The following is a 22,853-nucleotide window of genomic DNA, read 5'->3' on the forward strand; positions in this document are numbered from 1 at the left end:
AACAATGAAAAAATTATTATTAAGCGCACTATTATCATTAGGATTTTTAACTCTTCCATTCGCTAGCGCAGAGGCCGCTACAACGAAAGATCAATTAATTGTAGACACTCAGTTAAATAAAATGGATTATTATCAGGATGGAAAATTTATAAAAAGTTTTACTGTCGCTACTGGAAAAGCTGCAACGCCTACACCTAAAGGTACTTTTCAAATCGTAAATAAAATTAAAAACCGCCCTTATTATACAGGCAAAATTAAAGGCGGGGATCCACGTAATCCACTTGGTGACCGTTGGCTTGGATTAAATATGGCAGGAACTTACGGAACAACTTATGCGATTCACGGAACTAACAATAATCAAGCAATCGGCAAATGGACAACACTTGGTTGTATTCGTATGTATAATAATGATATACACTGGTTATTTGAGCGCGTTCAGCAGCAAGCTACTGTCACTGTCAAATAGCCCAAAAACAAGATTTATGTGTAGCCAAGAATTTTATGTCTTGGCTTATTTTATTTATTCATTTACAGTAGCAAAACAACTGTATTTACATATATAATAGGAATAGATTTGATTAGCTAATATCTAAACATTGATAAACGTAGATATTAAAATTATACAGTTATAATGTTTTATAAATTTTATAATACATACTATAATAGAACTACTGTAATTCTGAACTATTCAGTAACACTAAACTATTCCCCTTGCTACCTTCATGATTATTTTATAGCGGGGGCTTATTATATGTATAAACAATCTGAGTCACTCGAAAAATGATGAATTCGAATATTGCAGTAAAAAGCGTTATTTAGGAGGTGTTACTATGACGCATATACTGGTGATTGAAGACAACCCAGATATACAAGAACTTATTCGTGAATTTCTAATGGCACAAAACTTTACCGTTGATGTAGTTGGTGCTGGAACAGAAGGTATTCTTCTTTTCCAAAAAAATTCATATGATCTTGTCCTCCTCGATGTAATGTTACCAGATATAGATGGCTATAGTATTTGTAAAATTATGCGAGGACAATCTGATGTACCAATCATTATGTTAACAGGCTTACATAATGAAGAAAGTGAAATTAAAGGATTTGAGTTAGGTATTGATGACTATATTACGAAACCGTTCCATTACACTGTATTTATTAAGCGTGTAGAGGCTGTATTAAGAAGGGCAGCAACGAAGGAAGCAGAAGCTGCAACTATACTACAATTCCATGAATTGATGTTAAACTCTACAGCATATGCAGCTTATGTTCATGGTAATCAAATTGAATTGACAACAAAAGAATTTGAAATTATTTATACTTTACTGCAAAATCGAGGAAAAGTATTATCAAGAAGTGATTTGTTGAATAAGGTATGGGGCTATGAACATTATGGTGATGTAAGAGTTATAGATACACATATTAAAAACTTAAGAAAAAAATTAGGAATTACTTATATTAAAACGGTGAAAGGTATTGGCTACAAAATCGAATCGTAGTAAAGACAACATCACCAAAAATATTTTCATCAAAACCTTATTATTTTGTATTCTTTTATCACTTTGTCTTTATCAAATTATTTACTTTCTAGCTTCAAACTACGATAAAGAACGTTTTGCGAAAGAAAATGGAACGCCGACTACAGAACAGGCGGATTCAGATAAGCAAAACGATCAAAGTAAAACGAATCAAAATAAAGCTGTGTCAGAAGGGAACATTTCTAATTTCCAATCTTCTATTGTAGATTATAAATCTCTTTCTGCAGCTATCAATCACCTTTTGCAGCCTAGCCAAACTGCAAAAGCAAAAGAACATACACAAAACCTTTCGGGGAAAAATAGCACTTCTAATCAGCTTACAGAAGCAGAAAAGAAAGCCGCTAATAATGCTGCCTTACATACACAAAATGCAGCAAGTAAAACAAATGATACAAATGATAATCCAAAGTTAGCAGATGCGTTGCAGCAGTTAGCTCCACAGGTTGGCGCGACAATGCTTGCATTATCTCTACTCGGATCTTTAATGTACGCAAAACTAATTGCTAAACCTTTTCAATATATGAGCGATGCTTTAAAAGATATTATGAATCTTGATTTCTCAGATAAAAAGCTACTTAACAAAAATACAGATCAAACAGATTTTAATTTGTCAGTAGCCGCTTCACAAGTACCAAATATTGTGAAGAATTTACATGAAAGCAATCAAGATTTAAGAAATGAGCTCAAGAAGGAACAACAATTAGAACAATCTCGTAAAGAATTTATGTCTATGGTATCCCATGAATTAAAAACACCCATCGCAGCCGTTATGGGACAACTAGATGGCATGATTCACGGAATTGGAGCTTATAAAGATAGAGATAAGTATTTGAAACGTTCCTACGAGATGATGCAAGACATTAACATATTAACGGAAAAAATGTCGGAATTATCCAAAATACAAAACCCTCAATTTAAACCGAATTTAGAAGTCATTTCTTTATCTAATATTATTGAGGATGTTATAAAGAAAGTAGATTACTTTGTATCTGTAAAACAATTAAATGTACAATCTAATATTAAACACGACGTACAAATTTTAGCTGATCCTAAATTTATTCAAACTGCTATTTTTAACATTATTTCAAATGCAATTCATTATACAATTGACCATCAGCACGTATATATAAAGCTTTATGAAAAACCAAACGGTTACGCATTAGAAGTATTGAATACAGGTTCACAAATTGATGAAGATAAACTTGCTCATTTATTTGAGCCTTTCTATCGCGCAAACCCTGATAAACACGGTTTAGTACAAGGTAGTGGTCTTGGATTATATATCGTGAAACAAATATTAGATAAACATCAGTTTCCTTACGGGATACAAAACACAGCTCAAGGTGTAAAATGCTCCATTGTATTCCCAAAAGCAATGTAACATTCACTATAATTACATACCCCAAACTCATACTTCATGTGTGAGTGGCGGAATTTTGTAGAGTGTCTTACTCTGTTTCGTTCGCCCGTTATCCTTATTTGGATAGCGGGCGTTTTTTATTACTTAAAAGGAGGATTTTTTATGGATAAGTTTAAATATTCATTGCTCGTTTTATTCGGTGCTTGCAGCTACGGCATACTTTCAACTATTTTCAAACTCGGATTCATAAATGGATTTTCAGCACATCAACTATTAGGGGGACAATATGTCTTCGGATGGATTGGACTATTTCTACTCGTTCTTTTCTTTTCACGTCATAAAGTAACAAAAAAACAATTCTTTTCATTACTAACCGTCGGAACAACAATGAGTATGACTGGGATTTTCTACGCTATTTCTGTAGAAGAACTACCCGCATCTATCGCTGTCGTCCTACTCTTTCAGTTCACTTGGATTGGTGTCATTATCGAAGCGATTGCAAATCGAACCTTTCCAAGCCGCGATAAGATCATATCTATCCTTATTTTATTTGCTGGTACATTGTTTGCAGGTGGTGTATTTGAAGGCCTCGGACAAAGTTTTTCTACGAAAGGGATTATCTTTGGACTATTAGCTGCAGTCTCTTTTTCATTCTATGTTTTTGCAAGCGGACGCGTTGCTACAGATGTTCCCCCTTATACGAAAAGCTTTCTCATGACAACAAGTGCGACTCTTATCGTATGTCTATTCTTCCCACCAACCTTTTTAACAGATGGTGCCCTCCAAGCCGGTCTATGGAAATATGCTTTCTTCCTCGGATTATTCGGCGTTGTTGTACCTGTCATTTGTTTTTCAATCGGTGTACCAAAGGTTGGAACAGGACTCGGTACAATATTAGGTGCAGCTGAATTACCAACTGCTATTATCGCTTCTATTACACTTGTACATGAAGTCGTAACATTCATGCAGTGGATTGGTATTATTTTTATATTGGTTGGGATTTTCACTCCTCAGCTGCTTACGGCTAGGAAAGAAAGGAAACACAATCGCGTGCATAGCGCTTGAAAAAATACAGAATTTATATAAAAGATATAACTGCAATTAAAATAAGTAAATTTATCTGGAGGTATAAATGACTATTTTAAGCATCATATTTTTTGCTATTATGTGTATCTTCTTCCTAATAAGATATATGAAAGAAAAGAAATTTTACGATTTACTTCTCATTCCCGTTTGTATATATGCAGGAGCAGTGAAAACTCCTTTCGTAGAGTACTTAAACTTTAATACTACATTTAAAATAACGTATGATATTGCAGCTATTATTCTTGTAATCCTTGCCGTACTTTTCTTTTTGAAAGATAAGAAAGAGAATCATACTGCATAACAAAAGACCTTTCATTTACTTGAAAGGTCTTTTTCTATATTTCACTTTACCGCTCCATATAGCTTCCCTACCTCATGCTCAATTTGTTTTACATCGATTCGCTCAAATAGTGGCTGCACGCTATCAATTCTACTTGGCAACGTATTTTGCGGTTCCCAATTTCGTTTAATAATCGACAATGTGCTTCTAACTCTTTCACTTGAAAATGGTAAAAACGGTTCAAGGAGATTTGCAAAATTAGCGATAAGATACACACAGTTATAAATCGTTTCTTCACACGAAACTGGATCATCTTCTCTTTGTTTCCAAGGCTGCTTTTCATCAAAATATTTATTTGCAAAACGTACTGCATCAAATATTGTCTCTAACGCCACCTTAAATTTAGTTTGCTCAATCGCCTCTCCTACATTTTTATATAATCCTTCTACTTTATCTTTCAGCTCTATATCAATAGTCCCCTTTGGTACAGTGCCATCATAATATTTTTCAATAAACTTTAATGTGCGGTTCACGAAGTTTCCATATGCTCCTAACAATTCACTATTATGACTGTAAATAAATTCACGCCATGAAAAATCAGTGTCACGATTTTCTGGTGCATTTACTGTTAAGAAGTAACGGATAGAATCTGGATCATAGCGTTCTAATATGTCAGGCACCCATACTGCCCAGTTTTTACTTGTAGATAATTTTCTTTTTTCAACTGTTAAATATTCATTCGAAACGATATGACGCGGGATTGCTTCTTCCCCTATTCCAAGTAATACCGCTGGCCAAATGACGGAGTGAAATGGAATATTATCCTTGCCGTGTACATAATATGTTTGCGCATCGCTATTCCAAAACTCTTGATCATCTTTTCCTGTTTCTTCAGCCCAATGTTTACTCGCTGAATAATATCCTGCCACTGCTTCAATCCATACGTAAATTTTTTTATCTTCATACCCTTTCACTGGAATTGATACCCCGATTGGTAAATCTCTTGATACAGCCCTATCTTGTAACCCTTCCTTTACATATCTTTCCGTTAATTGAATTGCATTATCACGCCATGTTCCTTTTTCTTTTGCGATTTCTACAACTTTTTTAATTTGCTCCTGAAATGTATGCAATGCAAAATAGAAATGCTCTGTTTCCTCTACAGATGGCGTACTACCACATAACTTACATTTCTTTTCTAACAAATCAAGAGGATCTAAAATAGCAGAACAAGCATCGCATTGATCTCCTCTTGCTGCTTCATGGCAATATGGACATATTCCTTCTACATAACGATCCGGTAAAAACTGCGTACACGTTTCACAATACGCTTGTTCCACTGTTTTTTTATAAATATAGCCTTCTTCTAATAAACGTAAAAAAACTTTTTGAACAGTTTCATGATGATGCTCGCTATCGGTACGTGTATAGCAATCATACGTAAAACCGAGATCACGAAAACATCGCTGAAATTCTTCATGATACTTATTAGCAATTTCTTTTGCTGTCACACCTTCTTGTTTTGCTCTAATTGCAATCGGTGTTCCATTGCAGTCACTCCCTGAAACATACAGCACATTCTCACCTTTTGCCCTGTAATAACGCGCTAAAATATCTCCAGGTAATAAACTCGCAATATGGCCAAGGTGTAACGAACCATTTGCATACGGCCAAGCGCCTCCAATAAAAATACTCATCTTATATTCCTCCTTTAAAATATAAAAAGCCCCGCCCCTATCTTAAAAAAGATAAGGGCGGGGCTGTATAAACAGTCGCGGTACCACCTTATTTCGCCAATCACTCACATAATTAACCTTAACAAGTACGGAGCTCTATGCTCTTATACTGTGGTTTTGATAACGAGTACCAACTCTCGTCGCCGCCTACTATTATCATTTGATAAGTTCAGGACGAAGCTCAAAGGCCATTGTTCAAATGAATATTCTTGCTTCTTCTCAGCTACCGAAGCTCTCTGGAAAGAATGTGTTCATCCTACTTTTCCTTTTCAACGCTTTTACGTATAACAAGTATTTTACGACTTAATCACAGAAAAATCAAACTTTTATCCAGAACGAAAAGGAAATCCCATCCTCCCGCCGAATACCTATACGTTCACAAAAGGAGTGATAACATTGAACCAAAAACAACTAAGCACTATAAATGAAAAAAGCTGGAATACAGCTGCTTATGAAGCTTGGACGAATCGCCATGGGGCACCGGAGGATTATGCGAAAAAAATCATGGAAGATCCCACACGCGAAGTAGCACATTATTTACCTTACATACAATCTCCAAAAGGAAAATGTATTATTAATTTACTCGGCTCAAAAGGAAATAAAGCTGTTGCTCTCGCCCTTTTAGGCTCTGACGTAACAGTTGTTGATATTTCAGCAAGTAATGCAAAATATGCAAATGAACTTGCTGCCGCCGCAGACGTCTCTATTCATTACATCGTTTCTGATGTACTAGATGTAAATCTCTCCAAATCATTTGATATCGTATTACTGGAGCTTGGTGTACTTCATTACTTTCTAGATTTAAAACCACTTTTCAAAAAAATTTCTCAACTACTAAAGCCAGGTGGAATACTTATCCTTCGCGATTACCATCCAATATACACAAAGCTATTAGGAGTAGACCATCCATCATTTCGAGCAAGTGGAAATTATTTCGATGAAGAATTAATTGAAGATGATGTTGCTTATAGCATCCTTCTTACAGAAGCACAGAAAGAATCGCTACCTAAAACAACCATCCGTCGCTGGACGCTAGGAGAAATCATTACAACACTTGCGGAAGAACGTTTTAAAATTGAAAAACTAGTTGAAGAACATGGATCTCATCAAAGATGGGTCTTCCCTTCTACTGCACCAGAAGGAATCGAAGAACGTATCCCTGGTCTATATACAATAATTGCGACAGCATGCAAAAAAGGATCCCTTCACGGATAGGATCCTTTTTGCATGCTCACGCATATAAGTTGAGGTTGGAGATTACCATAATTCTGTAGAATAGGACACAAGATATTTCAACATTTCGTCTCTGACTTACGTCGTCAAAAAGGGGTATGACCAACATAACGAAGAGTAATGTTTTTAGTTGATACTGATAATCGTTATCAACTAATTAGAAGTATACATGATGTCATTTCAAATTTCAATAGCATTTCTAATATTTATTTATGAATTTTATGATATGCAAATGTATACATTTTAAGAACTTTTTCTAATACCAATCTGACTCCTTCCATTATCTGCTATAATTTTTATTGAACAGATTAATAACTTCATAATAATGTTTTTATTAATTTCGTTTTAAATATCTATAAATCATAATAAATAGTTTAAATGAGGGTAGGGGTAACGATGAAATATGTTAGTATTCGAAAAAAACTACTGTTCACACTCTTAAGCATTTCTTCTTTATTTAGCATTGCTCTTATTGTTATTCTTTCATTCGCCATGAATCAAGCAAGTGAAATCGAAACGTTAAAAAATGATGTATCGAAAAGAGCGACGATTTTAAAAGAACGTGGCGATTGGTTCCAAGGACAAGTTGCTGGTTTACAAGAATATTTGCTATCACATGATCAAAAAGGATTAGATAAGTTCAACCGAGAAGGGAAAAAATTAGCTGATACTAGAGAGAAAGTAACAAGTGACAAAAAGCTCCCAGAAGGAATGAAAGAAGCCATTTTAATGGGAGGAAAATGGCGTAGCGTCATAGATAATGAGGTACTCCCTCTTGCGCGTGAAGGAAAATGGGACGAAGCATCTAGAATTGCTTTAGCACAAACAGATTATGTAAATGATCTTTTAGGTCGTTTTAATAAATATACAAATGAAGAAAATGAGAAACGTGACGCATTAATTGCTGATGTCGAGTCTTCTTCATCACTTATTCAATATATTATTTTCTTCTCACTCATTACATGTACATTAACGTCTATTTTATTAGCATGGTGGTTCTCTGGTAAACTCGTTAAACCAATTCGACAAATTGATGAGAAGTTAAAAGAATTAGCTTCTCAAGATGGAGATTTAACGGCTAGATTACACGTAACGAGTAAAGATGAAATTGGTGACATTGCAAATTCCTTTAATCAAATGCTCACTAACTTACAGCATATAATAAAACAAGTTCAACAAACATCAACAAGTGTAAAAGAAGCTTCCGAAAATGTATTTATTGAAACAACCGCTTCTATGGAAAATACCGCAAGGACCCAAGAAACTATGAATGCTCTTGAACACAATATTCGTTCACAAGTTTCTAGCATTGAAGAAAGTTCAACCGCAATGGATGACATGGCAACGAGTGTTCAGCGTATCGCTGAGTCCGCCTCTTCTGTTACTAGTTTAGCTGTCACAACTTCAGAAAAAGCAGATAATGGGAATAAAGTCATTGAGAAATCTATTACACAAATGCATACAATTAACGAAGCCGTTAACGCTACATCACAAGTAGTTGAGCGACTCATTACACATACAAATCATATCGATACTGCACTTCAATCTATTTCGAATATCGCCGAACAAACAAATTTACTTGCTTTAAATGCTTCTATTGAAGCAGCTCGTGCTGGTGAACACGGAAAAGGATTCGCTGTTGTTGCCGATGAAGTTAGAAAACTTGCTGAACAATCTCAACTAGCCGCAACTGACATTAACCATTTACTGCATCAAATTCAAACTGATACAAAAATAGCAAATGACATGATGACACAAGGTCAAGCAGAGGCTTCTGAAGGAATTACGGTTATTCGTACCGCTGGATCTTCATTCTCAGAAATTGTTAACCACATTAACAAAGTCTCTACGCAAATGCAAGAAATGTCTGCAACTGCTGAAGAGATGGCTGCAAGCTCTGAAGAAATGAACGCAGCTTTAAATAATATCGCTTCTATTTCAAACGAAGTTGCTGCAGAAACATCACAAACAGCACATTCGGCTGGTGATCAAGTAAACAAAATGAGTATCGTGGCTAACAAATCATCTGAAATGAAAACAATCGTACAAGAACTTGAAGTTCTCGTTTCTCATTTCAAAACAAACGCTTAAAGTGAAAATGACACAAGCTCAAAGGTATAAGAAAGAAAGTTTTACAGTCTCTCTTTTTTCACTTTAAAATATCTCTTTCTATCTCTCATTCCGTCTGCTATAATTCCTAAAGGAAATAAGAAAGCTTTATTCCAACTGGAGTAAAGCTTTCTTTCAATTTTTTACATTAATTAATTCTAATACTAAGATTTCACAAAGGAGGCTTTTTATCATATGAATTTTGTAAGTATCAGAAAAAAACTTATGTTCATGATGGGAACGATTTGCGCTTTATTTGGTATCGCCTTAGCTTTTATTTTATTTTTTGCTATCGACCAATCTCGTAAAGCTGAAACATTACAAAAAGAAATTTCTCCACTGGCAACAGAATTGAAAGAGCGTGGAGACGCTTATCAAGTACAGCTCTCTGCTTTAAGAGGTTATTTACTACAACATGATCAAGTCGAATTAGACAAGTTTAATGAGATGAGTAAACGTCTTGAGGATTCAAAAGATAAACTTCTTTCTAATCCAAATGCTTCTTCGTCCGTAAAAAGTACAATGGAATTAGGGTCTACTTGGAGAAAGTTCGTTGAAGAAAAAGTATTCACTCTTGCAAAAGAACAAAAATGGGAAGAAGCTTTACAAGTAGCTTCTTCAGAGAACGGAACTGTCTATAAAGTAATTGGTGACTTCACAAATTACAGTAATGAACAAGCTAAATTACGTGAACAATCTATTGAAAAAATTGACCAATCTGCACTCTTAATCGAATATGTTATTTTCTTATCACTTGTTATTTGTATTGTCGCTGCAATTATTCTTGCATGGTGGTTCTCTGGTAAACTTGTGAAACCAATTCAACAAATTGACACGAAGCTAAAAGAATTAGCCTCTCAAGAAGGTGACTTAACGGCACGTCTACAAGTAAATAGCAACGATGAAATCGGTGCTATCGCAACATCATTTAATAAAATGTTAGAAAACCTACAACATATCATTAATCGTGTTCAAAAAACATCAGTGGAAGTACAAACTGCTTCTGAAAATATGCTAGAAAAAACGAATACATCACGTGAGGCGACAGTAAGAGTCCAAAGCTCGATGTCTAACTTAAATGCAAGTATTCAATCACAAACTTCTAGTATGGAAGAAAGTTCAACTGCAATGGACGATATGGCAGTAAGTGTTCAGCGTATTGCTGAATCTGCTTCATCTGTAGCGGAACTTGCTGTTGCCACATCTGAACATGCTAGCGATGGAAGTACCGTTATCCAAAAATCTGTTTCACAAATGACAACGATACACGAAGCTGTAAATGCTACGTCAGAAGTGGTTGAACGTCTAATCACTCATACGAAATATATTGATACTGCTGTACAATCTATTTCTAATATTGCTGAGCAAACAAACTTACTTGCTTTAAATGCTTCTATTGAGGCAGCTCGTGCTGGCGAGCAAGGAAAAGGATTTGCTGTCGTAGCTGACGAAGTTCGAAAACTTGCTGAACAATCTAAAACAGCTGCAACAGACATTAATCAATTACTACATCAAATTCAAAATGATACAGAAACTGCTAGCTCTATGATGTCTCAAGGCCGTTCTGAAGCATTTGAAGGCATTAATGTTATTCGTGAAGCTGGTACTTCTTTCTCAACAATTGTAGAACAAGTAAATAAAGTATCTACTCAGATGCAAGATATATCAGCAACTGCTGAAGAGATGGCTGCAAGTGCTGAAGAAATGAACGCTTCACTTAATAACATCGCTTCTATCTCGACTGAAGTATCCAGCGAAACTGCCGCAACGGCACAATCTGCTGAAAAAAAAGTTATCGTTATGAATGAAATGGCAGTAACTGCTGGAAAAATGAAACAAACAGTTGAAGAGTTAGATCAACTCGTATCTCATTTTAAAACAGAATAGATTTTCAAAAAAATATCCCCCTTTCAAAGAGGGATATTTTTTTGAGCTCATTTCCTGCACATTATACTCATTTCCGTTATAATGAGAATCGATATCATTAAATTGTAGGAGGGGCTGCTTATGTCACAAGAAGCATTTGAAAATAAATTATTTGCCAATTTAGAAGCTGTTATTGACCCTGAACTAGGTGTTGATATCGTTAACCTTGGATTAGTGTATGATGTTACAGCAGATGAAAATAATAATGCTGTCATTACGATGACTATGACTTCTATCGGTTGTCCAATGGCTGGGCAAATCGTATCAGACGTTAAAAAAGTATTATCAACGAACGTACCTGAAGTTAATGAAATAGAAGTAAATGTCGTTTGGAATCCACCGTGGTCGAAAGAACGTATGTCACGTATGGCGAAAATCGCATTAGGCATTCGCGACTAGCGGGATAAAGAAAAAAAACCTGACACTCTAGTCAGGTTTTTTTCTCTTATTATTTTACGCCTACTGCATCATAAGCTTTCGTTACAGCTTGTACAGCTTTAGAGTTTTTACCATATAAATCTTCAGCTGACTGAAGAGCAGCTTGACGCATCATTTTGAAGTCAGAGTTTGCAGTTAAATATTTCGTAAGCGCACGGTAGTAAATTTTTTCTGTCGCTTCACGGCCCACTCCAGTTACTTTCACGCCGTAATGATCTCCGCCTTCAGATACTAAATAAGCAGCTTTATTATTAATACTACTGTTAATATGAACGCCGCCATTATCAGCTGTTCCAGTATAACGTTTACTATAGTGATCTGGGTAACCTTCACTTGGTTTTAATGGGTTTGGAATAGACGCTGGATCTTTTAATGAACGAAGTGCATCGCCTGGTTTATCAGGTGTATAAATGTCAGCACCTAAATCCCAGCTCTTCTTCTCAACCATAACACCCATAATGTCAGATAACGATTCATTTAACGCCCCTGACTCATTTTTGTAAACAAGGTTTGCTGTATGTTCAGTTACAGCATGCGTTAATTCGTGACCGATAACATCAAGTCCAGCAGATAATGGAATGAATGTTTTTCCATCGCCATCACCATACATCATTTGCACACCATTCCAAGCTGCGTTATTCCAGCTCTCCCCTACATGAACAGTTGAAATAAGCTTCGCACCTTTATCATCGAAAGAGTTACGATTAAATGTCTTTTTGTAGTAATCATATACTTTTCCTGCATTTACATGCGCATCAACTGCAGCTTTATCTTCGAAGAACTTAGATTTACTTTCAACTTCTTCTCCTGTATATCCAAGCCATTGTGAGAATAAATTAAACCAGTTCTCGTCCATATTCTCTGCATCAAATGTATGAACACCTTGTCCTCGTTTACCATCAAACAAGTTGAATTGTCCTGTTTTCGTATCTTGAGCAATTTCAAATGATTGTCTAGCACCTAATACTCCATAACCAAATCCAGTAATGTTATCTACAGCGTTATATTTCTCAATAACATTTCCATTCGTTGCATCAACAAAATAATGCCAATATCCTGGAGCTGGTTTTGAAATCGATGCCTTAACTAAGTATGCAAGGTAGTAATTACCGTCCTTTTCATATACAAATAAATCTTTTTTCACACCGTCATAACTCTTTACTTTACCAATTTCTTTCTCAATATCTGCCTTAGCAATTGTTTCTGCTTGTTCCGCAGTAATGCTTGCAGCTGCAGGAATATTTTTATCATCTAAATTCGGAATAACTTGTCCGAAGAATGCTTTTACATTATTCTCTTTATCAAGTGTAACAGTTTGATCAGAACCGTACACAGGAATGTTATTATGTTTCTCAACTAGCTTTACATGTGTCGTATCAGATTCAGCGTCTTTTTCTTCCCCAACGATATTAAAATGCTTTTCAATATTTCCTGCTAATTTAAACATATCTTTCTTACTCTCTAAGTATTGAAAGACCGTCTCTTTTTTATCTAGCCCTTCCGGTGCTTTCCATTCTTCACCTATGTATGCAGGTGTTTTAAATTCTTGATGATATTGAATTTTTTGTTCTTCCGCTTTCGTTGTCGTTGCCCCAAACGCTCCAAATCCCCCGGCGATAACAGTTAACGCTAATGCTGATGAAATGACTTGCTTTTTCACTATAACATTCCCCATTCCCATAAAGAATTTTGACACTTTTATAAAATTCTGATTTTTACAGCTGATACCTCTACCCAAAATTTGAGAAACATTTTTCAGACAATTCCAATCAAAAAAAGAGGACATCCTATCGGATGTCCTCTTTTTTTTACGCATTTTATTGTTTTTTCAATTCAATTGCTAAATAGTGTGATTGCTCTTTCGCTTGAATGTGAATATCTTCTTCTACCGCTTCTGCTGCATCACGCATAACAAGATTTTCACCATTGATTACACTGCTTCCTTCAATTTGTACAAGGTACAATTGACGGCCTTCTTTCACTGGAAAATGAATTTCTTTTCCAGCCTCTAATGATAAGGAGTATAAATTCGCATCTTGGTGAATTTGAATTGGTGCATTTCCTTCTACTGAAGATACCATATGAAACCATTCATTTTCGCGCTTGCTCCAATCAAATTTAAACTCACCATAGTTTGGTTTATGATCCGCACGGTCTGGTAAAATCCAAATTTGTAATAAACGCAGCGTTTCATCGCCTAAATTATGCTCGCTATGAAATACACCCGTGCCAGCACTCATATATTGAACATGTCCACGCTCAATCGTTCCGCGATTTCCCATGCTGTCTTCATGTGTTAAAGCACCATCTACAACGTAAGAAATAATCTCCATATCACGGTGCGGATGCATATCAAAACCAGTTTGTGCCGCTACTAGATCATCATTAATAACACGTAACGCTCCGAAGTTCATGTTATTTGGATTATAGTAATTGGCAAAAGAAAAATGAAAATGTGTATTTAACCAGCCATGATTTGCTCTGCCCATATTTTTATGATCAACTTTTCTAAACATATCCTTCACCTCATACTATCTCGAATTCGAGATTTATTTTAAAATTTTTTCTTACTGTAACTTTTTTAGTAGTGTTAATAATTGCTTTTGTTCCTCTATATTTAAATTATGAAACTTCTCTGCTTGGAACGTTTCTTGAGGTGGGACGATTTCCTCATATAAAGCTCTTCCCTTTTCTGTTAAAGAAATATATTTCGTAGTACCCTCTTGTTCACGCGAAATCCATTCAAGCTGCTCCATTTTATTTAAAAGCTGCGTTACATTTCCTTTCGTAACAAATAGCTTATTTCCAAGTTCTTGCTGCGTTAAACGATCATGTCCTCCAACTTGAGCTAACACATCAAACTGGGCGGCAGATACATTCCATTTCTTCAAATGCTGATTCGTCTCACGAATACTCTTATTATAAAAACGTGATAAACGAAACCATAATAGTAGCCCTAGTCTATCTTCTGTTTTCATTTCATCACCTCGCTTGTTTCATACCATTAGTTTAGAACTAAACTTTATAAAAGTCAAATACTTATTTTTAATAAGTACAAAGAAAGCACAGCGCTATTTCTCCACTATGCTTTACATTAACTTTCTACTCTTATATTCATCCAATTTCCTCTCCGCGAACTTCCTCGCATCTTTTTCAATCCATCGCTCTTCGTACCGTTCACTTCCCACATACAATATATCTCTCTTATGCTGCATCGCATGGCGGAATTCATGCAGTAGCGTTTTGAGAACTTGCTCATACTCTTCCCATATACAAACGAAAATTAATTGCTTTTCTTTATGATAAAAACCACCTACTGGGAATAGGAACTCTTCTTCCTCTTCTCCTAATGATAGAAGCACATCGTTTGCATCACACGTATCACAAAAAATAACGGGCGTTTTACATACTTCAATAAGAGAAAACAAATCCTCTCTCAACTTTTTGACATCCCAAGGAAGCTCCGAATCCAACACATACCAATTCTCTACCTGTTGATATACATTTTCAAACTGGAGTTCCATTTCTCTTTATTCCCCTTTCCAAGCACCCTTTTTCTATATGTATGCCACAATATGGTAAATATTAAACGTATTCTTTCATCCTTGAAAAAATGCCAATAAAAAAGAATCTACGTCGACATAGATTCCTTTTCTGTAATCACTTTTTTTTCATCATTTTTTTTAATACAAAATAACTAATTGCACAAACAATAGCAGCAAGTGCAAAGTATTTCACATATGGCCCCGCAACTTTATTAATACTTTCCCACTCTGTTCCTAATTTAAAACCTAAATATACAAACACAATGGACCACGGAATAACAGCTAATGTAGTTAGCGTAATAAACTTAGCATGTGACATTTTCGCAATACCCGCTGGTATCGAAATAGCATGACGCACAACCGGAATAAAACGTGCGGTAAAGATAACGCCAGTTCCATAACGATTAAACCAATCTTCAGCATAATCAATATGTTTCTTCTGAATTAAAATATATTTTCCATATCGCTCAAGAACAGGTCTTCCCCCATATCGACCAATCCAATAAATGAATAGTTGTGCAATTACACCACCAATTGTACCGAACGCGACAGCGCCCCAAAATGTAATGCTTCCTGTTGATACTAAATAACCTGCATAAGACAATACGATTTCACTTGGAATAACCTCTAGCATTAATCCAAGCATAATTCCCCAATAACCAAGTCCTTCTAAAAAAACTAAAACCGAATGAATCAACTCTCCTAACATCATTTACCTCTCTTTACTGTTTTCATTACAAAAATAAAAGTACAAGCAGGAAATATCTTGTACTTTTATTTTTTTTAATTTAGTTAGTTTTCGTATCCCACTTAAAGATTTTATTTAAGAATTTATATACATTCTTCGACTCTTTTGTCAAAAGTGGGCCTAAAATGGATAGTATAAGCACGTATAGTGCTGAGAATGGTTTCAGTACTGACATTAAACCACCGGCGATACCGATATTAGCCATAATGATGGAGAACTCTCCTCTTGAAACGATTGTTAATCCGATATTTGTTGATGCTTTATGAGATAATCCAGCTTGTCTTCCTGCGATCATTCCTGCTACAAAGTTACCGATTATCGTAAGAAGGACAGCGCCTAATGTTAACCATATCGCTCCGCCTAATGAGAACGGATCAATACTTAACCCGAAGCTGAAGAAGAAAATAGCTCCGAAAAAGTCTCTAAATGGAACAACAAGATGTTCAATTCGGTCACTATGCTCTGTCTCAGAGAAAACTAATCCTAGAAGAAGTGCTCCAATTGCTTCTGCAACGTGAATTGTTTCTGAAAAACCAGCAATGAAGAATAACGAAGCAAATACTACAATAATAAAGATTTCATCTGAGCTAATGTTGAGCAATTTATTTAATAACGGCGTAGCCTTTCTAGCTACTATAAAGAATAGAAGCATATATCCTAAAGCAATTCCAATTGAAGTAAGAGCACCTAAGAAGGAAGCATGATCCCCAAGTACTAAACCAGAAACAACTGATAAATATACAGCAAGGAATATATCTTCAAACATAATAATTCCTAAAATTAATTCGGTTTCATTATTACCAGTTCTTCTTAAGTCCACTAACACTTTAGCAACGATAGCGCTAGAAGAAATCGTAATAATACCCGCAATAATTAAGATTTCTAGTAATGGGAATCCCATTATAAATCCGTATAACAAACCAAGTGAAAAGTTAATTAAAATATAAATCGTTCCACCAATCGCAATAGAGCGTCCAGATTTAATTAGTTTTTTCATTGAAAATTCTAATCCTAGATAGAATAGAAGGAATAGAACCCCAATCCGTCCAAGGAAGGAAATTACACTTGCACTTTCAATAAATTTGAGATCGATAACACCTATTGTCGGTGCATGCGGTCCTACTAACATTCCAAGAACGATTAGAAAAGGAATTACTGAGAACTTAAATTTTCCAGCAATTACTGCTGCAATTGCCACTAAAACTAAAGCTGTACCAACTTCAAAAATTAACGTATCCATCTAATCAGTCCCCCCTATTTGAAAGTAATTCATTAATGATTTTTTTAATTTCTTCTCTCTCACCTGAAACTACCAGCATATCTCCTTCTTCAATTACTGTTTCTGGTCCTGGATTAAATAGCTTCTTCATGTTCTTCTTCATAACCGCGATTATCGTTACGCTATATGTTTTTCTTATTTCAAGATCGCCAATTGTTTTTCCGATTGCTGGAGCTGTATTCTCCACTTTGAACCACTCAATCGCTAAACCTTCAAAAACCATCTCAACATTTTCTAACGCCCTAGGCTTATATACCATTCCACCTAATATTGCTGCAATTTGTCTTGCCTCTGAGTCACGTAGTGAAATACTTGAGATGCTTTCTTCATGGTCTGAATCAAAATGATACATTTCTCTACGTCCATCATCATGAATAACAATTACCATCTTTTCGTTACCTTTCGTAACGATTTGAAACTTATAACCAATACCCGGAAGTTCACTTTCTCTAATATTCATTTTTAGCTCCTCCATAACTTATTTATTTTAATTTTCTGTTTTTCTGTCTTTTATTCATCCAATCAGCTTTAGAAATTCTAACCACTCAGGATATTTGTGATTTGGAAATCTTTTATTGTAATAATAAGTGGACCCTAAAAAGATACTTAAAGATGTAATGATAAAAAATATATTACTTCTCATTTTCAAACTCTCAAGGCTTACTTTCAATAAAGAATCTTCTTTCAAATTATCCCCACCTTCTCGCTTTAAATTTAGTTTTTTAAAATGTAAATAATTCTAAAAATATTACGATGTAACATAATCATAACACAAAAATGACTTAAGTAACATAATTTTTTAGAAAAATTGATTCTCGTATATTTTTTGCATATAATTTTCTTATTACGAAAAAAAGGAAGTGTATTATATGGTTGATATCTTTAGCAGATTCCTTGAGGTAACGAATAATATTTTATGGTCATATATTCTTATTGCAATGCTAATCGGCTTCGGTCTTTACTTCTCTTTTAAATTAAAATTTGTCCAAATTACTCATTTCAGTGAGATGGTCAGCTTAATTAGTAAAGGGTTTAATCGAAAAGAAAAAAAGAAAGATAGCATCTCCCCATTCCAAGCATTTTGCTTAAGTGCAGCAGCACGTATCGGTATTGGGAACTTAGCTGGCGTAGCATTAGCAATTTCAATGGGTGGACCTGGCGCAATATTTTGGATGTGGTTTATCGCGATTATCGGAGCAGCTACTAGTTTCGTAGAATGTACACTTGCGCAAATTTATAAAGTAAAAGATGGAAGTAGGTTCCGTGGTGGACCAGCATATTACATGGAAAAAGGGTTAAACAAACGCTGGATGGGCGTCTGGTTTTCACTTCTTATTACAGTTGCGTACGGATTAATTTTCAATTCAGTTCAAGCGAATACAGTAACAATAGCGTTTGAAAATGCTTTTGGACTAGAGCGAACGATCGTAGGAGCTCTATTAGCCTTATTAGTTGCAGTTATTATTTTTGGTGGTATTAAGAGCATTTCACGTATTACAGAAATGATTGTTCCGCCAATGGCAATCGTTTATATCGGCGTGGCTATTTTTGTCGTTATTAACAACTTCAGTATGTTACCAAGCATTTTCATGGAAATCTTTAACGGTGCATTCGGTTTAGACCAAGCCATCGCTGGTGGTATTGGAGCAGCAATCAAGTTCGGTATTCAGCGCGGTTTATTCGCTACAGAAGCAGGAATGGGTAGTTCTCCTAATGCAGCCGCAACATCTGATGTATCTCACCCTGTAAAACAAGGACTTGTTCAAGCGTTAGGCGTTTTCGTAGATACATTCTTAGTATGTACATCAACAGCATTTATCGTATTATGTTCTGGACTTTACAAAGGATCAAATTTAGAAGGCATCGAATTAACACAAAACGCATTAAGTTCACAAATTGGACCGTGGGCAAGCACTTTCTTAGCGATTATTATTTTCCTATTCGCTTTCAGTTCACTTCTAGGAAACTACTATTATGGTGAAACAAATATCGCATTCATTAAAGAAAGCAAAACATGGTTAATGATTTATCGTGTTGCAGTTGTCGGAATGGTATTCTTCGGATCAATCGCTGCTCTTAAAACAGTTTGGAGTTTAGCTGATTTATTCATGGGACTAATGGTATTCACAAACTTAATTGCCATCTCATTCCTTAGCAAATTTGCTTACGCTGCATTAGTAGACTATTTGAAGCAAAAGAAACAAGGCAAAGATCCTGTCTTCGTTGCAAACTCTATCCCTGGCTTAAAGAATACAGAGTGCTGGGATGGACAGGATGTAGAAGAAAAACAAAAGGCTGTTTAACAAATAAAAGCGGAAGCGGCTCGTTTAGAACAAGAGCCATATCTCAAACAAAGGCCCTATTACTTCACCGTAATAGGGCCTTTTATTTACAACAGTTCATAATTTGTTCAAATTAATTCCAGCAAAAGGGTTGATTTATAGAGATTACTAGATTATAATAATTATAAATTAGTAATTGATATCACATAACAACTCAAAAGGAGATTGATCATAATGAACAAACAAGTAATCGAAGTATTAAACAAACAAGTAGCAGACTGGAGCGTTTTATTCACAAAACTTCACAACTTCCATTGGTATGTAAAAGGACCTCAATTCTTCACATTACACGAGAAATTCGAAGAACTTTACACAGAATCAGCTACTCACATCGATGAAATTGCAGAACGTATTTTAGCAATTGGCGGCAAACCAGTAGCAACAATGAAAGAATACTTAGAACTATCTTCTATTCAAGAAGCAGCATACGGAGAAACTGCAGAAGGGATGGTCGAAGCAATCATGAAAGACTACGAAATGATGCTAGTCGAACTGAAAAAAGGCATGGAAATCGCTCAAGACTCTGACGATGAAATGACATCTGACCTACTACTAGGTATCTACACAGAACTAGAAAAACACGCTTGGATGCTACGTGCGTTCTTGAATCAATAATAGACTTAAAAGCGGAAGCGGCTCGTTTAGAGTCGCTTTTTTATGTAATGGTCGCACTTAACGGTACACGAAATTATATCAACGATTTTTCAAATATATCGATCATAACTCGCAATATATCAACGATTTTTTCATTATATCAATCATTACCCGCAATATATCAACGATTCGACAAAGGATATCAATTTGCCGACAAATCAAGACAATATCAGCGCCCCTCTCCCCTACTTTTATCAATATATTACAATCTCATCTATGTTAAAATATAGGAAACACCCTTTAGTATCATAGATCAAAAAAGCTTTTCCAAATTCATCATTTACTACTTAAATGACGGGAGTGGTTCAGTTGAAAGACTACTTAATTAGAGCATTTTTTGCGTTGATAACAGTTGGGATTCTCTTACTTATAGCTAATATTTTCAATATACGTGTCGAGGTTAAAGACTATGCTTTCCTCGTTGTCGTAGCAATTGGTGGCGGCTGGGGTGGCTGGTACCTGTATAAAAAACAAAGCAATCAAAATGATAAAGGCATTCCAAAGTAATATGGAATGCCTCTTTTATTGCCTTCTGTAATAAATAATGAAATTCAGGCCACTAATACAACCAATCGCAATAAACATACAAAACGATTGTGGATCTCCAGCCAAATTATACTCATCAACAATAAAGCCAATCATAAAGAGTGTTATCGCCGAAACACCGATACACAATATCGAAATAAACCAAAGCGAAAATTCATTAATTAGCTCTTTCTTCTGTATTGAAACGATTAGCATAACAAGAATAGACGCTGCTAAAATACTTTTAAAAACAGGACGTAAATACACAAACTCCTCCATCAATTTCTCCTTTTCCAAAAAACATCACATCTCAACATTAACATATTTAACCAAATTAAAAACACATGCCATCTTAAATTAAAACGACATGTGTTTCCGTATTTGCTATGATAGTTGCTTCCACTTCGTTCCCAAAACAGGACGCTCATAATTTTGGATTGCATGAATTAGTTTATCTGCCGTCTCAGCTGAAACGATCAATTCTTTATTTGATGGATTCATAAATCCTTCTTCTGCTGCACGTTCAACCATTTGCAGAATTGGTCCGTAAAAACCTTTTATGTTTAATAAACCAACCGGCTTATTATGTATACCAATTTGTGACCAACATACAACTTCAAATAGTTCTTCAAACGTTCCGTATCCGCCTGGAAGCGCAATAAAAGCATCTGCAAGCTCTGCCATTTTCGCTTTACGTTCATGCATCGTCTCTACTTCAATTAATTCTGTTAATCCTGTATGCACAATTTCTCCTCGGAATAGACCGCGTGGCATAACACCTGTTACACGTCCACCTAAACGAAGAACTTCGTTTGCTACTTCTCCCATTAATCCAACGCACGAACCACCGTATACGAGCTCATACTCGTTCTCAACAAACATTTTACCTAACTGAATTGCCTGCTCTTTGAATTCTGGTTTCTCCCCTAAATTAGAACCTGCAAACACACAAATCTTTCTCATTCCTACACCCCGAAACTATATATTGTTATGATACAATTGACATTGTACAACATATTGAGGAGATGAGGAAGAAATGGATATCGTTGCATTTCAAAGATGGGTTGAGGAATTTTACGAAAAACGAAGCTGGTCACAGTATAATGCCTTTATTCGCTTAAATTTCTTAACCGAGGAAGTTGGGGAAGTTTCACGAGTCGTTCGTGCTATTGAAATCGGCCGCGATCGCCCTGATGAAGATGCGAAAACAGAAGAAGAGCTAAAACAAGAACTAAAAGAAGAACTTGGCGATGTACTATCTAACCTTATTATTCTTTCGCAAAAATATGATTTAGACTTACAAGACATTATGGACGCACACGTCACAAAGCTTTCGAAAAGGTTCGAAGCATCTAAATGAGAATATTATCAATTATGGTATAATATTCTTGTCACAATACTAAGGGGGATTTTATGTTATCAAAAAAATTGCACGACGCATTAAATGAACAAATGAACTTTGAATTTTACTCTGCCCATGCTTATATGGCAATGGCTGCTTACTGTACAGCTGAGAGCTATGATGGATTCGCTAACTTTTTCCTTGTACAAGCTGAAGAAGAACGTTTCCACGCAATGAAGCTTTACAACTATATTAATGACCGCGGAGAGCGCGCTATTATTACTGGATTTGATAATCCGAATAACGAATACGAATCTGTATTAAACGCTTTTGAAGTCGCACTTGAGCACGAGCGTGAAGTAACGAAACGTATTTACAACTTATCTGATATCGCTTGGGATGAGCGTGAACATGCAACAATTACATTCTTAAAATGGTTCGTTGACGAACAAGTCGAAGAAGAAGCTTCATTCGATAGCATCATCCAAAAACTAAAACGTATTACAAGCGATTCAAACGCACTGTTTATGCTAGATGCTGAATTAGAGAAACGTACATTTACGCCTCCAGCTGAGTAATATTTCAATCACCTTAATACATGTATTAAGGTGATTTTTTTGTTTGCTCTCTATCTTAAAATCACCTTAAATTTCCTCATATTTGACATAGTGTCAGATATAAAATGGTATTATTTTCAATATAAAAACGAATATAC

At 35.5% G+C, this 22,853-nt stretch carries 24 protein-coding genes and 1 other annotated feature; of the genes, 14 read left to right on the forward strand and 10 right to left on the reverse strand.

Annotated features, from left to right (window positions below; all coding sequences use genetic code 11):
• The first annotated feature begins 4 nt into the window (after positions 1–4).
• The 5 genes from AC1Q51_RS15870 to AC1Q51_RS15890 all read left to right on the forward strand — a co-directional run bounded on the left by AC1Q51_RS15870 (position 5) and on the right by AC1Q51_RS15890 (position 4,282).
• Positions 5–466, forward strand: a complete 462-nt coding sequence (locus AC1Q51_RS15870) for a L,D-transpeptidase (protein ID WP_000735058.1) — start codon at positions 5–7, stop codon at positions 464–466.
• A gap of 364 nt (positions 467–830) precedes the next feature.
• Positions 831–1,496 (forward strand): response regulator transcription factor, encoded by a 666-nt coding sequence (locus tag AC1Q51_RS15875; protein WP_000148834.1) that lies wholly within the window; start codon positions 831–833, stop codon positions 1,494–1,496.
• Positions 1,474–2,916 carry a sensor histidine kinase gene (locus AC1Q51_RS15880; protein WP_492331594.1) on the forward strand — a complete coding sequence of 481 codons (1,443 nt, stop codon included), beginning with the start codon at positions 1,474–1,476 and terminating at the stop codon, positions 2,914–2,916. The genes AC1Q51_RS15875 and AC1Q51_RS15880 overlap by 23 nt, the downstream gene beginning before the upstream one ends.
• A 141-nt stretch (positions 2,917–3,057) precedes the next feature.
• Positions 3,058–3,960 (forward strand): EamA family transporter, encoded by a 903-nt coding sequence (locus AC1Q51_RS15885; RefSeq protein ID WP_000357148.1) that lies wholly within the window; start codon positions 3,058–3,060, stop codon positions 3,958–3,960.
• A gap of 67 nt (positions 3,961–4,027) precedes the next feature.
• Positions 4,028–4,282, forward strand: coding sequence for a hypothetical protein (locus AC1Q51_RS15890; protein WP_000154123.1), 255 nt, complete (start codon positions 4,028–4,030; stop codon positions 4,280–4,282).
• A 41-nt stretch (positions 4,283–4,323) separates the two neighbouring features.
• Here AC1Q51_RS15890 and metG read toward each other — a convergent pair whose 3' ends face one another.
• On the reverse strand, positions 4,324–5,958 hold the full coding sequence (metG, locus tag AC1Q51_RS15895) for a methionine--tRNA ligase (protein WP_000021585.1): 1,635 nt from the start codon (positions 5,956–5,958) through the stop codon (positions 4,324–4,326).
• A 50-nt stretch (positions 5,959–6,008) separates the two neighbouring features.
• Positions 6,009–6,279: a binding site (T-box leader), on the reverse strand.
• Between the two features lie 114 nt (positions 6,280–6,393).
• Between metG and AC1Q51_RS15900 the strand changes: the two genes are divergently transcribed.
• From AC1Q51_RS15900 to AC1Q51_RS15915, 4 genes are all read left to right on the forward strand, one after another.
• Positions 6,394–7,212, forward strand: a complete 819-nt coding sequence (locus AC1Q51_RS15900) for a class I SAM-dependent methyltransferase (protein ID WP_075718585.1) — start codon at positions 6,394–6,396, stop codon at positions 7,210–7,212.
• Positions 7,213–7,626: 414 nt separating this feature from the next.
• The gene (locus tag AC1Q51_RS15905; RefSeq protein WP_016513202.1) at positions 7,627–9,321 is read left to right on the forward strand and encodes a methyl-accepting chemotaxis protein; all 1,695 of its coding nucleotides are present in this window, start codon (positions 7,627–7,629) and stop codon (positions 9,319–9,321) included.
• A gap of 213 nt (positions 9,322–9,534) precedes the next feature.
• Entirely contained in the window at positions 9,535–11,226 is a 1,692-nt protein-coding gene (locus AC1Q51_RS15910) for a methyl-accepting chemotaxis protein (RefSeq protein ID WP_001012193.1), read from the forward strand.
• Positions 11,227–11,346: 120 nt separating this feature from the next.
• Positions 11,347–11,664 carry a metal-sulfur cluster assembly factor gene (locus AC1Q51_RS15915; protein ID WP_000076418.1) on the forward strand — a complete coding sequence of 106 codons (318 nt, stop codon included), beginning with the start codon at positions 11,347–11,349 and terminating at the stop codon, positions 11,662–11,664.
• Positions 11,665–11,713: 49 nt separating this feature from the next.
• On the opposite strand, the gene nprB is transcribed toward AC1Q51_RS15915, so the two are convergent.
• The 7 genes from nprB to AC1Q51_RS15950 form a co-directional block, all read right to left on the reverse strand.
• The gene (gene nprB / locus AC1Q51_RS15920; RefSeq protein ID WP_000745123.1) at positions 11,714–13,363 is read right to left on the reverse strand and encodes a neutral protease NprB; all 1,650 of its coding nucleotides are present in this window, start codon (positions 13,361–13,363) and stop codon (positions 11,714–11,716) included.
• A 157-nt stretch (positions 13,364–13,520) separates the two neighbouring features.
• The gene (locus tag AC1Q51_RS15925) at positions 13,521–14,219 is read right to left on the reverse strand and encodes a pirin family protein (protein ID WP_017657013.1); all 699 of its coding nucleotides are present in this window, start codon (positions 14,217–14,219) and stop codon (positions 13,521–13,523) included.
• Between the two features lie 51 nt (positions 14,220–14,270).
• Positions 14,271–14,681, reverse strand: a complete 411-nt coding sequence (locus tag AC1Q51_RS15930) for a MarR family winged helix-turn-helix transcriptional regulator (protein WP_000845480.1) — start codon at positions 14,679–14,681, stop codon at positions 14,271–14,273.
• A gap of 111 nt (positions 14,682–14,792) precedes the next feature.
• Positions 14,793–15,227: a DUF3920 family protein gene (locus tag AC1Q51_RS15935; protein ID WP_097912945.1), complete on the reverse strand. Its 435-nt coding sequence runs from the start codon at positions 15,225–15,227 to the stop codon at positions 14,793–14,795.
• 136 nt (positions 15,228–15,363) lie between these two features.
• Positions 15,364–15,957, reverse strand: a complete 594-nt coding sequence (gene uptA, locus AC1Q51_RS15940; RefSeq protein ID WP_000900218.1) for an undecaprenyl phosphate transporter UptA — start codon at positions 15,955–15,957, stop codon at positions 15,364–15,366.
• A 79-nt stretch (positions 15,958–16,036) separates the two neighbouring features.
• Positions 16,037–17,236, reverse strand: coding sequence for a cation:proton antiporter (locus AC1Q51_RS15945; RefSeq protein ID WP_000380223.1), 1,200 nt, complete (start codon positions 17,234–17,236; stop codon positions 16,037–16,039).
• Positions 17,237–17,240: 4 nt separating this feature from the next.
• Positions 17,241–17,735: a cation:proton antiporter regulatory subunit gene (locus tag AC1Q51_RS15950; protein ID WP_001026075.1), complete on the reverse strand. Its 495-nt coding sequence runs from the start codon at positions 17,733–17,735 to the stop codon at positions 17,241–17,243.
• 409 nt (positions 17,736–18,144) lie between these two features.
• Between AC1Q51_RS15950 and AC1Q51_RS15955 the strand changes: the two genes are divergently transcribed.
• The 3 genes from AC1Q51_RS15955 (at position 18,145) to AC1Q51_RS15965 (ending at position 20,778) form a co-directional block, all read left to right on the forward strand.
• Positions 18,145–19,578, forward strand: coding sequence for an alanine/glycine:cation symporter family protein (locus AC1Q51_RS15955; RefSeq protein ID WP_000227591.1), 1,434 nt, complete (start codon positions 18,145–18,147; stop codon positions 19,576–19,578).
• 213 nt (positions 19,579–19,791) lie between these two features.
• On the forward strand, positions 19,792–20,232 hold the full coding sequence (locus AC1Q51_RS15960; RefSeq protein WP_001041895.1) for a Dps family protein: 441 nt from the start codon (positions 19,792–19,794) through the stop codon (positions 20,230–20,232).
• Between the two features lie 348 nt (positions 20,233–20,580).
• On the forward strand, positions 20,581–20,778 hold the full coding sequence (locus tag AC1Q51_RS15965) for a hypothetical protein (RefSeq protein WP_000656312.1): 198 nt from the start codon (positions 20,581–20,583) through the stop codon (positions 20,776–20,778).
• A 15-nt stretch (positions 20,779–20,793) separates the two neighbouring features.
• On the opposite strand, the gene AC1Q51_RS15970 is transcribed toward AC1Q51_RS15965, so the two are convergent.
• Together AC1Q51_RS15970 and AC1Q51_RS15975 are read right to left on the reverse strand one after the other, a co-directional pair.
• The gene (locus AC1Q51_RS15970) at positions 20,794–21,075 is read right to left on the reverse strand and encodes a hypothetical protein (protein ID WP_016513205.1); all 282 of its coding nucleotides are present in this window, start codon (positions 21,073–21,075) and stop codon (positions 20,794–20,796) included.
• Between the two features lie 105 nt (positions 21,076–21,180).
• Complete coding sequence (locus tag AC1Q51_RS15975) at positions 21,181–21,759, reverse strand: LOG family protein (protein WP_001225717.1); 579 nt, start codon at positions 21,757–21,759, stop codon at positions 21,181–21,183.
• Positions 21,760–21,832: 73 nt separating this feature from the next.
• On the opposite strand from AC1Q51_RS15975, the gene AC1Q51_RS15980 reads away from it, so the two are divergent.
• Both AC1Q51_RS15980 and AC1Q51_RS15985 read left to right on the forward strand, forming a co-directional pair.
• Complete coding sequence (locus tag AC1Q51_RS15980; RefSeq protein ID WP_000355746.1) at positions 21,833–22,156, forward strand: MazG nucleotide pyrophosphohydrolase domain-containing protein; 324 nt, start codon at positions 21,833–21,835, stop codon at positions 22,154–22,156.
• A 53-nt stretch (positions 22,157–22,209) separates the two neighbouring features.
• The gene (locus AC1Q51_RS15985; protein ID WP_000949403.1) at positions 22,210–22,716 is read left to right on the forward strand and encodes a ferritin; all 507 of its coding nucleotides are present in this window, start codon (positions 22,210–22,212) and stop codon (positions 22,714–22,716) included.
• Positions 22,717–22,853 lie beyond the last annotated feature (137 nt).

This window comes from Bacillus sp. MT94 (assembly GCF_058792475.1).

Bases quoted from the DNA above. Each gene is read 5' to 3' on its own strand.
- AC1Q51_RS15970 (WP_016513205.1), bottom strand. From the start codon at position 21,075: ATGGAGGAGTTTGTGTATTTACGTCCTGTTTTTAAAAGTATTTTAGCA.
- AC1Q51_RS15910 (WP_001012193.1), top strand. From the start codon at position 9,535: ATGAATTTTGTAAGTATCAGAAAAAAACTTATGTTCATGATGGGAACG.
- AC1Q51_RS15945 (WP_000380223.1), bottom strand. From the start codon at position 17,236: ATGGATACGTTAATTTTTGAAGTTGGTACAGCTTTAGTTTTAGTGGCA.
- AC1Q51_RS15925 (WP_017657013.1), bottom strand. From the start codon at position 14,219: ATGTTTAGAAAAGTTGATCATAAAAATATGGGCAGAGCAAATCATGGC.
- AC1Q51_RS15915 (WP_000076418.1), top strand. From the start codon at position 11,347: ATGTCACAAGAAGCATTTGAAAATAAATTATTTGCCAATTTAGAAGCT.
- AC1Q51_RS15870 (WP_000735058.1), top strand. From the start codon at position 5: ATGAAAAAATTATTATTAAGCGCACTATTATCATTAGGATTTTTAACT.
- metG (WP_000021585.1), bottom strand. From the start codon at position 5,958: ATGAGTATTTTTATTGGAGGCGCTTGGCCGTATGCAAATGGTTCGTTA.
- AC1Q51_RS15935 (WP_097912945.1), bottom strand. From the start codon at position 15,227: ATGGAACTCCAGTTTGAAAATGTATATCAACAGGTAGAGAATTGGTAT.
- AC1Q51_RS15905 (WP_016513202.1), top strand. From the start codon at position 7,627: ATGAAATATGTTAGTATTCGAAAAAAACTACTGTTCACACTCTTAAGC.
- AC1Q51_RS15885 (WP_000357148.1), top strand. From the start codon at position 3,058: ATGGATAAGTTTAAATATTCATTGCTCGTTTTATTCGGTGCTTGCAGC.
- AC1Q51_RS15890 (WP_000154123.1), top strand. From the start codon at position 4,028: ATGACTATTTTAAGCATCATATTTTTTGCTATTATGTGTATCTTCTTC.
- AC1Q51_RS15975 (WP_001225717.1), bottom strand. From the start codon at position 21,759: ATGAGAAAGATTTGTGTGTTTGCAGGTTCTAATTTAGGGGAGAAACCA.
- AC1Q51_RS15980 (WP_000355746.1), top strand. From the start codon at position 21,833: ATGGATATCGTTGCATTTCAAAGATGGGTTGAGGAATTTTACGAAAAA.
- AC1Q51_RS15930 (WP_000845480.1), bottom strand. From the start codon at position 14,681: ATGAAAACAGAAGATAGACTAGGGCTACTATTATGGTTTCGTTTATCA.
- AC1Q51_RS15985 (WP_000949403.1), top strand. From the start codon at position 22,210: ATGTTATCAAAAAAATTGCACGACGCATTAAATGAACAAATGAACTTT.
- AC1Q51_RS15950 (WP_001026075.1), bottom strand. From the start codon at position 17,735: ATGAATATTAGAGAAAGTGAACTTCCGGGTATTGGTTATAAGTTTCAA.
- AC1Q51_RS15960 (WP_001041895.1), top strand. From the start codon at position 19,792: ATGAACAAACAAGTAATCGAAGTATTAAACAAACAAGTAGCAGACTGG.
- uptA (WP_000900218.1), bottom strand. From the start codon at position 15,957: ATGTTAGGAGAGTTGATTCATTCGGTTTTAGTTTTTTTAGAAGGACTT.
- AC1Q51_RS15875 (WP_000148834.1), top strand. From the start codon at position 831: ATGACGCATATACTGGTGATTGAAGACAACCCAGATATACAAGAACTT.
- AC1Q51_RS15955 (WP_000227591.1), top strand. From the start codon at position 18,145: ATGGTTGATATCTTTAGCAGATTCCTTGAGGTAACGAATAATATTTTA.